Below are 14,633 nucleotides of genomic sequence, written 5' to 3'. Positions count from 1 at the left end.
ATTCATTGCCGAAGCCTGTGGTCTTAATGAGGGACTGGGAGTGAAAGGCCAGTGGGGAACGCTTCAATCCATGGAGACACGCATGCAGTTTCTATCAGACCCGACACATCGGATCCGATTCGTTTATACCCCCAAACACGCTTCCTGGTTAAATCAAATTGAATGTTGGTTCAGTCTGGTCTCCCGACATTTGCTCAGGCGGCTTTCCGTCAGCAGCAAAGCGATATTACGGACATGCATTTTAAAATATATCGAATATTACAACCGGGTATTAGCTAAACCTTTTAAGTGGCTTTACCGTGGGAATACAAAGTGATGTCATTAATTGCAGAATACACCACTAGTGATATTAATATCCGCATTGTCAGATGAAGAAATAGAAATTAGTGTATTTCACTTACTTTTAGCTTGTTTTATGAGAAAAGCTCTAAATAATCAACTTATCCAGTAACGGAGTACGTAAAGTGAACATGAAAAACTGAATAAAAAGTTTATGATTTACATCAATAAATACAATTAATTGATTTTATTTAAAAAAACAAATAATTGCACAGGATAATTGATAAAAAAAATGCTGTATCCGAAATGAACAAAAGTGCGAGTGAACTGGAATTTTCTACGAAAGAAGAGCTTATTTAGTGGAAAAGATTTTTATAAGTAATATTTTCTAATAAAAATTTGTAAATTAGCAATAATCGCTCAATGAAATATTCAAATATACTTATTTAAGATAAATCTGTAAAATTTTGTTAAAAAACAAAACATTTTATATCAAACTGTTCGGTTAGGATTTATAATCTTGGATATAGATTAAAATCGGAATTAAATTCTGAATATGAAAGATAATGCAAGATTAACTCTGGTTAATTTAATTTCAACGGATTTCTGGCAATTAACAAATTTTCATCTACAATACTATTTGAAAGGGATTAAATATGTGAATAACAAAAAATATTCATATATTATGATTAACTAAGTGGAATATGAATTGTTATGTAATGAAATTTGACTTAAGTAATTCCATGTAGGATTATGTTTACAGTTTGATATATTTTGTTTAGTTTCTGACCTCATCAACCATCTGAAACAAACAAAAATACTCAAAATAATTGCAACTTGTTTGAAAAAAACAAACATATTGGATTTTATTAACTAAATTTTTATTAATTTATTTTTAATTCAGTATGTTACTTAAATGAAAATAGCAAAGTTAACGTTAAAAGACCTGTTCATTTATCGTCGTATGAAAAGAACAGATAGTTGTTTTGATCAGTTGCAGAGGAAAGTAGCAGCAAGATGCAATGTAATGACAAAACAGGGAAACGTGGTTTGCATCATGGAAGTGTCTACCTTGCCTCAGTAAAGGTTCTGTTTTTTACAAGACGTTAATAAAAAAGGTTATTTCATTAAAAAACAAGGCGCAGGTCGGAAAACAAAATGGCGAATCAGGTGTAACAATAGGTATACCGTGAACGATGGTAAATCCATCAGTGTATTTCCTATGTTGTGCACAATGACAAAGTAAAACTGAGTCATTTTTAAGCTCTAGGGCAATTATCCTTGATAACGCCATAATTTACTGATTTTGAAATAAAAGGATAAGATATGGAAGATGCAAACCTATTAGTCGGACAACGAATTCAACAAAAAAGGAAGGAGTTAGGGATCACGGCAACTGCTTTAGCAAAACAAATTGGTATCAGCCAACAACAACTTTCACGTTATGAAAGGGGAACCAATCGAATTAATATTACTCATTTAGTTGCCATTTGTAACGAATTGGAAACGGAGGTTTCCTGGTTCTTTGAAGACTGCTTTGAAAAAAAAACTTTAGAGGGTTCGATTAATAAGCTCGATACTCAATACATTCCCATTGCTGAAACAATTATAGGAAAAAATGGTTGTTAGATGGGTCGGTTCACCCCCGTCAGAAGCCTGCCAGCAAGCCCGCTCTAAACTCAAAAATATGTGGGCTTCTGACGACTCCCCCAAACTTTTATCCACTTTTTCAATGATCACTCCCTTTTTTCACTGTAGCAGCCATACTCCAGACCGATGCAATGTTACGAGCTAATACGTGTAGGTTATCAGCGCTGTCAGCTAAAGCCTCTGAAATAGTACAAACATCAGGGATAATGGAAAATACAGCACTCAACCCATGTTGGTGCACGACATCATAGTCTTTGCTCATTCCTCCCACTAATGCGATAACAGGTATACCGAATTTATTAGCGATACGTGCAACACCAATTGGCGTTTTGCCATATATGGTCTGACTGTCCATATGTCCTTCGCCAGTAATCACTAAATCTGCATCCTGAATTGTTTTTTCCAACTTCAGGGTATCAAGTACAATTTCAACACCTGACTGTAATTTGGCGTTCAGACAACCGAGTAAAGGGGCTCCCATTCCTCCCGCTGCACCAGCTCCGGCAGCATCAAGCACATTTATTCCTGTTACGGCTTTAATTTTCATTCCGTAATGAAGCAAAGCTGAATCCAGTATGTTAATCATTTCTGGCGTTGCTCCTTTCTGTGGTGCAAATACCACAGATGCTCCTGATTCACCACATAATGGGTTAGTTACATCACAGGCTACTGTAATTTCCAATTGCCTAATCCTTGGATCAAGATTTACGAGGTCAATGCGTTCCAGCCGTGTTAACGCAACCCCGCCAAATGGCAAAGGACGACTATCACCATCAATTAAATTTGCTCCAAGAGCCTGCATCATTCCCGCACCGCCATCATTGGTCGCACTACCACCAATACCCAATATCAGCTTTTGAACACCATGATCCAAAGCAGCCAGAATCAGCTCTCCCGTGCCATAACTTGTTGTGATAAGAGGGTTACGCTGTGCCAGTGGAACTAAGTGTAGCCCCGAAGCTGCAGCCATCTCAATCACGGCAGTTTTTCCATCACCCAGTAGCCCCCAAAACGCCTCAACTGGTTGCCCCAGAGGATCAGTGACTGTACACGTAAACCGTTTTCCTCCTGTAGCTGCTACCATTGACTCTACCGTGCCTTCTCCACCATCAGCCATAGGTAACTTGATGTAATCGGCCTGCGGAAAGATTTCTCTAAACCCCTGCTCTATCGCTTCGGCCACCTGCACTGCGCTTAAACTTTCTTTAAATGAATCTGGAGCAATGACAATTTTCATAATAGTTCCCCCTCCTACTGCTCATCAGCAACACCAAAGATGCCGCAACGGACCAATCGCAGAAACAATCGTCATCTTGTCATTATCAATGTTTCCATTATCTGAAGCTGAAAGATTACTACACGCATAAGTAATTCACTTAAATAACGCGCATAAAAAAAGCGATAACTCAATTATCGCCTTTTAATCTGCTATTGCTGCATGCATTCAGCATAAAGATATATCGTTCATGCTCAGCTAGCTGTGTATTAAGTTACGCTTCAATCGCCATGCGTAACTTTTTCATGGCATTTTTTTCCAACTGACGAACCCGTTCAGCGGATACACCGTATTTATCTGCCAGTTCCTGCAAAGTGGATTTGTTGTCATCATCCAACCAACGGGAGCGGATAATATCCTGACTACGTTCATCCAGCTTTTCCATTGCTACAGTGAGCTTATCCGCAGCATGGTTTTCCCAATTGTCTTCTTCAATGCCATCTGCAAAATCGGATGCTTTATCCTGCAAATACAGTACCGGTGCCGGTGGGATATTGTCCTGGCTGTCATCATCCACTGGCATATCAAATGCCATATCCTGCGCCGACATACGTGACTCCATTTCCAGAACATCTTTGCTGGTTACCCCTAACTCTTCAGCAACCAAATCAACTTCATCCTGACTGAACCAGCCTAAACGCTGTTTAGCTTTGCGCAAATTGAAGAATAACTTACGCTGCGCTTTTGTCGTTGCAACTTTCACAATACGCCAGTTACGCAGTACGTATTCATGGATTTCTGCCTTAATCCAGTGAACAGCAAAAGATACCAGACGCACGCCCACTTCCGGATTAAACCGACGAACTGCTTTCATCAGGCCGATATTGCCTTCCTGAATTAAATCCGCCTGTGGCAAGCCATAACCTGCATAACTGCGAGCGACATGAACAACGAAGCGCAGGTGAGACAGAATCAGCTGTTTTGCTGCATCCAGATCTCCCTGGTAATGCAGCCTTTCTGCCAGTTCCTTCTCTTCTTCTGCAGAGAGCATAGGATAAGCATTGGAAGCACGGATGTACCCTTCCAAACTACCTTGCGGAACTAATGCCAAAGTTTGCATTTCTTTTGTCATTCAAATTCTCTCAAACTAAGTTGGTGGTTTTTTAAACTTCCCTGAATCAATCCATAAGATTTTTTCAGGTCAAAGATGTGTCTATTTTACCATCGTGGGGATCATATTCAAATGATCTGCATTGTATGGCGATACATACAAAGCAATAACAGTTTCTTCGACTGTGATTAAGCCCAAAAGTTCATCAGAAGTCCAACAAAATAGCTCTATTCCGGTCTGAAACGACGTAAATGCTGGACAGTTGCGAACCATGCCGCAATCCAACCAATCATACCTGAAACCAGTACCAGTAATAGTGATTCATCCCAACCCAGGCCATATAGCCTGAAGGTTGTGCCGAAAACGCTGGCAACTTCAGTGACAACGCTGGAAAGTTTCCAGACCAACAGGTACGAAAGAAGCAGCGAAAGAATTGCTCCCAGCATTCCCAGTAATGCTCCGCCATTGAGGAAAGGCCGCAGGATAAACCCATCCGTTGCCCCTATCAGTTTCATGACATTAATTGTTTCACGACGGCTGAAAATACTTAAACGCACACTGTTACCGATGACCAGCAGCAGGGCAACGACCATCAGCCCGCCTATCACCGCAGCAATCCGGCCAATAAGATCAGCCAGTGCTGTCAGTCGGGCAAACCAGCCGTCATCCATTCTGACCTCTTCGATACCTTTTAGCTGTGCAACACGGTCACGTAGGGTGGTCAGTGCCTGTGAATTATGAAAATCCAGTTTCGGGGAGACAATCGCTACCGCAGGCAACGGATTTTCCTCCAGCATATCCAGTGCGCCGGCAAACCCTGACCAGGCACGAAATTCATTCACTGCCTCCTCGCGGGATAGATAGTTCACTGATTTCACCCCATCTAATGCTTTTAGCTCTCCAATCAACTGGTTGGTGCTGGTGTCGTTCAGTGATTTATCCAGATACACCGTAAGTTGTGGGACGGGATACCATTGTTCCACCGCCTGATTAACGTTTTTCCAGACGATGTAAAATACACTTGGTAATGTCAGAGAGATAGCAATAACCATGATGGTGAGCAACGTCGCCAGTGGCTGAAATAACATATCAGACAATGTGTTTTTCCATGCGTAACGCGACTGTATACGCCAGCCCCCTTTCAATGACCGAGAACGAGATTTGGGAGAAATCGTTTTTTTCGTTGAATGACGGACAGACTTAGCCATGGTGCTCTCCTTGCATACGTCCCTGATTCAGAGTCAGGATGCGATAATCTCTACGCTCAATTAGCGCGGTGTCATGCGTCGCCATAAGAACCGTTGTACCGACCCGGTTAAACTGTTCAAACAAGCGCATAATACCCTCAGACAATTCACCATCCAGATTGCCTGTCGGCTCATCCGCCAGCAGAACGGTTGGTTTATTCACAACAGCGCGGGCAATGCCAACACGCTGTTGTTCTCCCCCGGAGAGCTGAATAGGGAAATTTTTCGCTTTGTCCAGCAAGCCAACTTTGTCCAGTGCCGCCGATACCCGCCGACGAATATCTTCAGTACTGGCGCCTGAGATGATCAATGGCATTGCAACATTATCGTATACAGTGCGATCCAACAGCAGATGGTGATCCTGAAAAATCATACCAATCTGGCGACGCAAGAATGGGATCTCACGGGTTTTCAACCGGCTGACATCATGCCCGCCAAACCAGATATAACCGGCACTCGGACGCTCTATGCCACAAATAAGTTTCAAGAGCGTACTTTTTCCTGCGCCTGAATGACCGGTTAAAAATGCCATTTCTCCCGGACGAAGGTGAAAATCCACCCCTTGCAGAGCCTGCCGTCCTCCCAGATAGGCTTTACTGACCTGTTCAAAGCGAATCATTGATAGTTAATCCTCCCGGGTAAAAAGAGCCTCTATAAAATCGTCAGCCTTAAATGGACGGAGATCTTCAATACCTTCTCCAACACCAATATAGCGGATCGGAATTTCGAACTGGTTCGCAATAGCAAAAATAACACCGCCTTTTGCAGTTCCATCCAGTTTAGTCAGCGAGATACCGGTCAAACCAACTGCTTCATGGAATAGTTTAGCCTGACTGACTGCATTTTGGCCTGTGCTGGCATCTAAAGTCAGCATAATTTCATGCGGAGCTTCTTCATCCAGTTTCTTCATTACCCGCACGATTTTTTTCAACTCTTCCATCAGATGAGCTTTATTCTGTAAACGCCCTGCGGTATCCGCAATCAGGACATCAGCCCCCTTCGCTTTCGCTGACTGAATCGCATCAAAAATGACGGAAGCCGGATCTGCGCCGGTATGCTGCGCGACGACCGGAATTTTGTTACGCTCACCCCAAACCTGCAATTGTTCTACTGCCGCCGCACGGAAAGTATCCCCCGCAGCCAGCATGACGGATTTGCCCTGTGACTGGTATTGGCGAGCCAATTTACCAATTGTCGTCGTTTTACCAACACCATTCACACCAACCATCAAAATGACATAAGGTGATTTGCCTTCGATCTCCAGCGGTTTATCAACCTTAGCCAGAATACCGGACATTTCGTCTTTCAGTTTTGTGTATAACGCTTCCGCATCTTTCAATTCCTTACGGCTGGCGTGAGTTGTCAAATTGTCAATAATCTTACGGGTTGTTTCGACGCCAACATCAGCAATTAGTAGCTGTTCTTCCAGTTCTTCAAACAGCTCATCATCAATTTTCTTACCACGGAATAATCCGAAAAATCCGGCACCTAAATTCTGACGGGTTTTTACCAGACTTTTTTTCAGACGGGCAAAAAAGCCTTCTTTAGTCGGACGTTCCTGCTCTTTAGGCACCGCACTCTGTGTTTCAGCCTGACGTGCGGATTCTTCCGCTAAACGCTGTTGCTCTGCTTCTGCCGCTGCCTGACGTGCCGCTTCTTCCGCTAAACGTTGCTGCTCCGCTTCTGCTGCTGCCTGACGTGCCGCTTCTTCCGCTAAACGCTGCTGCTCCGCTTCGGCCGCTGCCTGACGTGCCGCTTCTTCCGCTAAACGTTGCTGCTCCGCTTCTGCTGCTGCCTGACGTGCCGCTTCTTCCGCTAAACGTTGCTGCTCCGCTTCGGCTGCTGCCTGACGCGCGGCTTCCTCCGCTAAACGTTGCTGCTCCGCTTCGGCCGCTGCCTGACGTGCGGATTCTTCCGCTAAACGCTGCTGCTCCGCTTCGGCTGCTGCCTGACGCGCCGCTTCTTCCGCTAAACGTTGCTGCTCCGCTTCTGCTGCTGCCTGACGTGCCGCTTCTTCCGCTAAACGCTGCTGCTCTGCTTCTGCTGCTGCCTGACGTGCCGCTTCTTCCGCTAAACGCTGTTGCTCCGCTTCTGCTGCTGCCTGACGTGCCGCTTCTTCCGCTAAACGCTGTTGCTCCGCTTCTGCCGCTGCCTGACGTGCCGCTTCTTCCGCTAAACGCTGCTGCTCCGCTTCGGCTGCTGCCTGACGTGCCGCTTCTTCCGCTAAACGTTGTTGCTCCGCTTCGACCGCTGCCTGACGCGCGGCTTCTTCCGCTAAACGTTGCTGCTCCGCTTCTGCCGCTGCCAGCTTTTCTTGTTCAATTTGTTCTTCTTGTTGTTTCTTTTCCTGGCGACCAAGTCCGAACCAAGAGAAGAAACCTCTTTTTTTTTCTTTTGCCATCGGCCACTACACTCCTCGCGGTTAATTATGGCGTTATAACTACCTACCCTAAGCTAATTGTATTTCCCTTTATTTCAGGCCATCAGTTATTCTCGGGATAAGTCAAGAACCCAGCCCAATAGACGTTAGACCCTTTATACCCTAAGTCTTTCAAGCTGCCTCTTTGCTGGTTATGGCATAAACTGAAATTCGCTGGGTATCTATTTTAACAATTACGCCTACAGAGATAGGTTCTAATAGTGATAAAATCCAGTCTAACATTTTCACCACACCACAACACATATTCTATTGAGGATTCGTGGTAAATTAATCAATGGGTTTCCTGATCCTCATCTTTTTATTCACCATCAAGGCCTGATAAGCAGTAGATAATATTACGGCGATGATAAATACTTAATCTATGTAACTATGACTAAAAAACCACAGCGTTCGCCTTTAGGGCAAATTCGTATTATTGGCGGAAAATGGCGCGGAAGAAAATTACCGGTTCCTGATAGCGAGGGGCTGCGACCGACAACAGATCGTGTTCGAGAAACACTATTTAACTGGTTAATGCCCGTCATTCAAGGGGCTGACTGTCTGGATTGTTTTTCCGGCAGCGGTGCTCTCGGGTTTGAAGCGTTATCACGTTATGCAAACAGTGCTACTTTGATTGAATATGACCGTAATGTAGCAAAACAGTTGTCGGGTAATTTAGCGTTACTAAAGGCAGATAACGGAAAGGTTATACAAAATAATACATTACAATATCTCAATCAGACCGGAACGCCCTTTGATATTATATTTCTTGACCCCCCGTTCCGAAAAGGAATGCTGGAAGAGACCATCAACTTATTGGAAACTAACGGGTGGCTGGCCAAAGAGAGCTGGGTTTATGTCGAAGCAGAATCTGAATCTGCCGTGACAGCAGTCCCTGAAAACTGGCACTTACATCGGGAAAAAATTGCCGGGCAGGTTGCATACAGATTATATATTCGCCGTCAGTAAAAGAGGCAACTTGAAAAACGACGGTTATTTTAAATACGATACTGGAGTCAATAATGTTTATCCTGTTAGGAAGAGCAATCATGGTTTGTGTCTGGGGTGTTATGATCCTGAATCTGGTTCATCCTTTCCCTAAGCCATTAAAGTATTTTATGGATATTGCTATGGTTTTTACTGTCGTCATGCATGCTTTCCAACTTTTGTTGCTAAAGCATTCTCAGCCTAAAGACCAGAAACTTTCTACCTTGTTACAAACCAAGATCTTCTTTTTTGGCGTATTTGAGTTATTGTCATGGCAAAAAAAACTCAGTCTGGAAAAAAAATAATACCTTCATAACCGATACCTTTTTGGTAAATCTCGAATAACACTGTGACAGCAACTCCCCAGCCATATGAACAGTAATATGACTGGGGAAAAAGCCAGTAATAAGTATCTTTTCTGTTTATTACCTCAAACGATTATTCATTGAATTAACGTACATTATTTTTGATAATAAAACGTTACTTTATCGTTAATATAAAATTAAAGTTTGTGCTCTCGCTTTATCCCCATCATAAACAGCAATTCCTGATAAAACAGGCGCTGAACATTTAAGGAAAGGAAAAATATGAGTTGACCATTTCTTGCTGTGTTCTTCTCTGGATGGTTATATATTGATGCCGCTTATCGTGGTGTTAAATGGCAGCAATGGGTTTTCTACCCCGTCACAATGCTGCTTCTGCTCTTATGGGCATTTCAGGCCCCAAATCTTGAAGCTTCAGGCTACCTTATTATTGCAGGCCTCATCACTGCCCTGCTTTCTGATTCACTCAGGATGCTCCCCAGTAAGTATTTACTATTCTCATTCGTCGCGCTATTTCTGAGTTATTTGCTCTATACCATCAGCTTCGCACTGCATATGAGCTTCCACTTATTCTTTCCGCTACCATTAATTTTATTGGCTATAGGTATTGTGGTGATGCTGGTTATCTGGAGCCGTCTGGATCAGCTACGCTGGCGGGTGTTGGATACCTGGGTGATGGTACTCATCATGGCTTGGGTTGCCGGAGAGCAATATTTTGCACTCGGTAATGACAGCCGTCTCTCAGCGATGGTCGGAGCAACCCTGTTACTTCTCGCACACGGTATCAGCATTATTGGTCAGTACCGCTTCCCTTTTAAACTATCAAAAGCCGTTGTCGCATCCTGCCGTTTTATCGGGCACTTTTTGATTATCCGTTCACTGATTATTTAATTAATTGTTTTATTCTCATCAAGGGTGAGGAATCAATCTCGGTTCTTCACCTTAATACCTCGATATACCTGCCAATTTTCAGGTTTTAGTGCTATCTGTCAGATTTCAGCATTAGCAGGCAGCAGCATAATTCATCAAAATAATTGCTGTTTTTTTGTTTGACTCTGGAGTGAACTCCAAAGTGTAGAGTTAATGGTAATCGATCTGAATTAACATTATTGAGAGGCCATTATGTTCTCTATTTCCAAAAAACATAAACAATCACAACGTGGCTCTATCTCGTCCCCCAAAAGAGCTTTTCAGGGTTCTTCCAGCATAAGAAATGAAAGTAAGCATTCACATGCGAGTAATAAAAAACATAAACATACCCATGGTAATGACCATTCCCATGACAAAGGTCATTCGCATGATCATCATAGCGGAAGCTGCTCGCATAACCATACGCATGCCATACAAGATACAGCTCCTGCTGAGCTGGCAGCCAGACAACGTTTTAACTGGGTTATCCGGGGTATGGATTGCCCGAGTTGTGCAGGTAAAATTGAAAATGCAGTGAAAAGGCTGGATAAAGTCAAACAAGTCAAGGTGTTGTTCACAACCGAAAAACTGGTTGTGGATGCTGATTCAGATATTCGGGCTGATGTTGTACAGGCAGTAAAGCAAGCTGGTTTTGAAATCAAAGAAACCGATTCAACATCTAAACTGCCACCAGCAACCAGTCTCTGGAAAACATTCTCTCCGATTATTCTTCTTGCGGTATTGATGGTTATCAGCGTAGGCATCGCTAAAATCAGTGCGCCCGCCGGGAAACTCGCCTTCATCATAACAGTCTTAATCGGGTTATATCCTATCGCGGTCAAAGCCATCAGGCTGTTTCGTTCCGGCACGTTCTTTGCCATTGAAACATTAATGAGTGTTGCAGCAATTGGTGCGCTGTTTATCGATGCCACTTCAGAAGCAGCAATGGTCATTTTACTGTTCAAGTTAGGCGAAATTTTAGAAGGTTATGCCGCAGGGCGTGCCCGAAGAGGTGTCAGCGCGCTGATGGCACTGGTTCCCGAACAGGCACTGCTTGTCACCAACGGCACCAAAAAAACGATTCCTGCCGCTGACTTGCGTCCGGGAGATATTATCGAAGTTGCTCCGGGAGCTCGTTTACCTACAGATGCAGAGCTTCTTAACTCATTCGCCAGTTTTGATGAAAGTGCCCTGACGGGAGAATCTGTCCCAGTTGAACGCCAGCAAGGGGAAAAAGTTGCTGCCGGATGCCTTTCTGTAGATAGGTCAGTGCAAATGCAGGTTGTTTCTGAACCGGGACACAATGCCATTGATCGCATCCTACAGTTAATTGAAGAAGCCGAAGAGCGGCGGGCGCCGATTGAACGCTTTATCGATAGATTCAGCCGCATTTATATGCCGCTGATTATTCTGCTTTCGGCACTGGTTATCGTGATCCCTCCTTTGTTTTTCTCTGAACCCTGGGATATGTGGATCTATCGCGGCCTGACTCTGCTATTAATTGGCTGTCCCTGTGCATTGGTTATTTCAACGCCTGCGGCTATTACTTCTGCACTCGCAGCGGCGACCCGCCGAGGGGCGCTCATCAAAGGCGGTGCAGCATTAGAGCAACTTGGCAGCATCACCACGATTGCTTTGGATAAAACCGGCACACTGACCGAAGGAAAGCCTCAGGTGACTAATATTGAACCCGTAGAAGGTGTTAGTGTGGAAACATTGCTGGCATTGGCAGGTGCTGTCGAAAGTGGCTCCCATCATCCGCTGGCAAAAGCCATTCTTCATGAGGCAGAAAAGAAAGGTGTAACAGTTGTTGAAGCTGAGAACCGTAAAGCTCTTGCCGGTATTGGGATTGAAGGTCAGTTATCAGGGCAGAAAATACGGGTATCTGCTCCCGGTCGGCTATCTGAAAATGTTTTACCGCCAGAATGGCAACAACGGGTTATTGAACTGGAAGATAGCGGAAAAACAGCCGTTGCCATAATACAGGATGGGCAGTTCATTGGCCTGATGGCTATGCAGGATACTTTGCGTCAGGATGCCATTGAAGCCATCCAGTCCCTGAAGCAACAAGGTGTCAATGCAGTAATGTTAACGGGTGATAATCCCCGGGCAGCTGCGGCTATCGCCAGCCAACTGGATATTGATTATCGGGCAGGGCTGCTGCCGGAAGACAAAGTTACCGCCGTCATGCAGCTTAATGAAGCACATAAGACAATGATGGTCGGTGATGGTATCAATGATGCCCCGGCGATGAAAGCTTCCAGTATTGGGGTCGCGATGGGAAGCGGCACGGATGTTGCTCTGGAAACAGCGGATGCTGCGCTGACTCACAACCGATTGACTGGTCTGGCAGAAATTATCACGCTGTCACGGGCAACACACTACAATATTCGTCAGAATATCACTATTGCATTAGGCCTGAAGGCAATATTCCTGATCACCAGCCTGTTGGGGATCACTGGGTTATGGATGGCAGTTCTGGCAGATTCAGGTGCTACAGCACTGGTGACAGCAAATGCGATTCGTCTGCTGCGCATTAAATCCCAAAAATAAAAGAAAATCTCTCTTAAACAAAATTGAACTTATCACTCCACCGACGAACAGGTGGAGTGCAGTTAAATACTTTTAGAGAGAAACTGCATATAGAAAAGAGACGGTTAATAAGCTGGAATGACATTGTTTTAACTTCTTTAAAAATGGGTAATTGCCTGTACCATTTGTAAGATGGGCAAAATAATGTGAGTAAGTTGAATTGAGAGCACAATAAGTTTCAGGCATGATTATGTGACGGGGTATTTAATAATAGCAGGCATTTACAACCTTATCCCGTGTATTACGCGGGATAAGGCTCCCTCCTGTTATTTTGAAACAATATTTATTTTTTGCTGTGTTCGCCTTATTATCTATCGATAATAACCTATTGCATTACTTTATTATTTTACACCACTTAATCCGGTGATCGTGGCCAACTCACCAGAATATTAACCATTAAATAATAGTTCTCACTTCACTGATAGATTATAATATAATTTCATAGTTTAATTAGAAATATAAAAATAAAACATCAAACTAATATCATAAAAATATCAGTACCATGAAATTATTGCCATGTTAAAAACAGCATTTTATTAAAGAAGAGCATCATAAATAACAATGCTGACTTAGAGCTGATATTTATGAATATATTTAAGAGTGATATAAGAAGATAAACTGAAAAGGTGCTAAGGTTGCACCTTTTCAAATAAAACTACAGTTACTCAAGATTGCTATTAAGATAAAAGGAAATATGGTACTTAGTGAGGTGATAAAAATTTCCAAGTCCCACATAAGTAAGCTTAGCACGGGTTTATGTTTCTACCAGTTTATTAAGCCATAATTTAATTTTTTTGGATTAAATAGCGATAAGGCGTTTCTGCCGTCTCCTGAGCAAGCAGCGTATGCTCCATAAAACGACAAAAACCGGGAATATCACGGGTCGTCGCCGGATCATCAGCAACAATCAATAATGTCTGCCCTACATCCATGTGGCGGACAGTTTTACGTACCATCATGACAGGCTCCGGACAGCGTAGCCCTTGTGTATCAAGTGTTTTATCAGGGTTGGCAAAAACATCAGACATAACAATCTCTGTAAGTTCAAACAATCTATGGCGATGGATTATATTATATAATCACATCAATCACCGCATTTTGCTTTTGTTATTCAACCGGCGTATGATGCTTCACGCCTGATAATTCAGGGAAATTTACTTCTGGGTTCCCTCACCCCATCCAGCAAAAAGGTACAATATGTTTCAACTGACTACGCAGCAGAAAGCCTCGGCTTTAATCTGGCTTTCCCTGTTTCATATTCTGATCATTACTTCCAGTAATTATCTGGTACAGCTGCCTGTTTCAATTTTTGGTTTCCATACCACTTGGGGAGCATTCACATTTCCCTTTATCTTTCTGGCGACAGATTTGACTGTACGTATTTATGGTGCGCCATTAGCACGCCGAATAATTATGACGGTTATGCTTCCAGCTCTGATTATCTCTTACATCATCTCTGCACTGTTTTTTCAGGGATCATGGCAGGGATTTTCGGCTTTAGGAACGTTTAATCTGTTTGTTGCCCGTATTGCGGCAGCTAGTTTTATGGCTTACGTACTCGGCCAGATCTTAGATGTCGGCGTATTCAACCGCCTGCGTCAGAATCAGCGTTGGTGGATTGCACCGGCTGCCGCCATGTTTTTCGGTAATATGCTTGATACTCTGGCATTTTTCTTTATCGCTTTTTATCGTAGCACTGATGCCTTTATGGCGACCCACTGGGTAGAAATCGCCTTGGTAGATTATGCATTTAAGCTGTTCATTTGTATGCTCTTCTTCCTGCCAGCTTATGGCATCCTGCTGAATCTGATTTTGAAATTCTTTTTCTCTCATTCAACAGATAAGCCTCTGATGCAGATCCGCTAAAACGGTATTGCGCCCTGAACTCATCGGGGTGCAG

Annotated in this window: 13 protein-coding genes; 7 read left to right on the top strand and 6 right to left on the bottom strand. The window is 43.4% G+C overall.

Going from position 1 to position 14,633, the window contains the following annotated elements:
- Together Xinn_RS23445 and Xinn_RS13265 are read left to right on the top strand one after the other, a co-directional pair.
- On the top strand, positions 1 to 316 hold a 316-nt coding region (locus Xinn_RS23445; protein ID WP_211285986.1), incomplete at its 5' end, for a transposase.
- Between the two features lie 1,289 nt (positions 317 to 1,605).
- On the top strand, positions 1,606 to 1,908 hold the full coding sequence (locus tag Xinn_RS13265) for a helix-turn-helix domain-containing protein (RefSeq protein ID WP_086954542.1): 303 nt from the start codon (positions 1,606 to 1,608) through the stop codon (positions 1,906 to 1,908).
- A gap of 100 nt (positions 1,909 to 2,008) precedes the next feature.
- Here Xinn_RS13265 and Xinn_RS13260 read toward each other — a convergent pair whose 3' ends face one another.
- The 5 genes from Xinn_RS13260 to ftsY form a co-directional block, all read right to left on the bottom strand.
- Positions 2,009 to 3,166 carry a glycerate kinase gene (locus Xinn_RS13260; RefSeq protein WP_086954543.1) on the bottom strand — a complete coding sequence of 386 codons (1,158 nt, stop codon included), beginning with the start codon at positions 3,164 to 3,166 and terminating at the stop codon, positions 2,009 to 2,011.
- A gap of 253 nt (positions 3,167 to 3,419) precedes the next feature.
- Positions 3,420 to 4,277 carry an RNA polymerase sigma factor RpoH gene (rpoH, locus tag Xinn_RS13255; protein ID WP_086954544.1) on the bottom strand — a complete coding sequence of 286 codons (858 nt, stop codon included), beginning with the start codon at positions 4,275 to 4,277 and terminating at the stop codon, positions 3,420 to 3,422.
- A 206-nt stretch (positions 4,278 to 4,483) separates the two neighbouring features.
- On the bottom strand, positions 4,484 to 5,464 hold the full coding sequence (gene ftsX, locus Xinn_RS13250) for a permease-like cell division protein FtsX (RefSeq protein ID WP_086954545.1): 981 nt from the start codon (positions 5,462 to 5,464) through the stop codon (positions 4,484 to 4,486).
- Positions 5,457 to 6,122 carry a cell division ATP-binding protein FtsE gene (ftsE, locus tag Xinn_RS13245; protein ID WP_086954546.1) on the bottom strand — a complete coding sequence of 222 codons (666 nt, stop codon included), beginning with the start codon at positions 6,120 to 6,122 and terminating at the stop codon, positions 5,457 to 5,459. The genes ftsX and ftsE overlap by 8 nt, the downstream gene beginning before the upstream one ends.
- Before the next feature lie 6 nt (positions 6,123 to 6,128).
- Positions 6,129 to 7,904: a signal recognition particle-docking protein FtsY gene (gene ftsY, locus Xinn_RS13240; protein ID WP_099137665.1), complete on the bottom strand. Its 1,776-nt coding sequence runs from the start codon at positions 7,902 to 7,904 to the stop codon at positions 6,129 to 6,131.
- Positions 7,905 to 8,312: 408 nt separating this feature from the next.
- Between ftsY and rsmD the strand changes: the two genes are divergently transcribed.
- From rsmD to Xinn_RS13220, 4 genes are all read left to right on the top strand, one after another.
- The gene (gene rsmD, locus Xinn_RS13235; RefSeq protein WP_086954548.1) at positions 8,313 to 8,891 is read left to right on the top strand and encodes a 16S rRNA (guanine(966)-N(2))-methyltransferase; all 579 of its coding nucleotides are present in this window, start codon (positions 8,313 to 8,315) and stop codon (positions 8,889 to 8,891) included.
- 53 nt (positions 8,892 to 8,944) lie between these two features.
- Positions 8,945 to 9,214, top strand: coding sequence for a DUF1145 family protein (locus Xinn_RS13230; protein WP_086954549.1), 270 nt, complete (start codon positions 8,945 to 8,947; stop codon positions 9,212 to 9,214).
- A gap of 303 nt (positions 9,215 to 9,517) precedes the next feature.
- A complete protein-coding gene (locus tag Xinn_RS13225; RefSeq protein ID WP_244590199.1) occupies positions 9,518 to 10,123 on the top strand; it encodes a lysoplasmalogenase in 606 nt (201 codons plus the stop codon).
- A 231-nt stretch (positions 10,124 to 10,354) separates the two neighbouring features.
- Complete coding sequence (locus Xinn_RS13220) at positions 10,355 to 12,694, top strand: zinc/cadmium/mercury/lead-transporting ATPase (RefSeq protein ID WP_086954550.1); 2,340 nt, start codon at positions 10,355 to 10,357, stop codon at positions 12,692 to 12,694.
- An 824-nt stretch (positions 12,695 to 13,518) separates the two neighbouring features.
- Here Xinn_RS13220 and tusA read toward each other — a convergent pair.
- Entirely contained in the window at positions 13,519 to 13,761 is a 243-nt protein-coding gene (tusA, locus tag Xinn_RS13215) for a sulfurtransferase TusA (RefSeq protein ID WP_086954551.1), read from the bottom strand.
- A 169-nt stretch (positions 13,762 to 13,930) separates the two neighbouring features.
- Between tusA and Xinn_RS13210 the strand changes: the two genes are divergently transcribed.
- The gene (locus Xinn_RS13210; protein WP_086954552.1) at positions 13,931 to 14,599 is read left to right on the top strand and encodes a 7-cyano-7-deazaguanine/7-aminomethyl-7-deazaguanine transporter; all 669 of its coding nucleotides are present in this window, start codon (positions 13,931 to 13,933) and stop codon (positions 14,597 to 14,599) included.
- The last annotated feature ends 34 nt before the right edge of the window (positions 14,600 to 14,633 follow it).

Origin of the sequence: Xenorhabdus innexi (assembly GCF_002632485.1) — a bacterium.
GTDB lineage: Bacteria > Pseudomonadota > Gammaproteobacteria > Enterobacterales > Enterobacteriaceae > Xenorhabdus > Xenorhabdus innexi.
The sequence above is the reverse complement of the archived record's forward strand: the minus strand, read 5'-3'. Positions and strand labels throughout refer to the sequence as shown.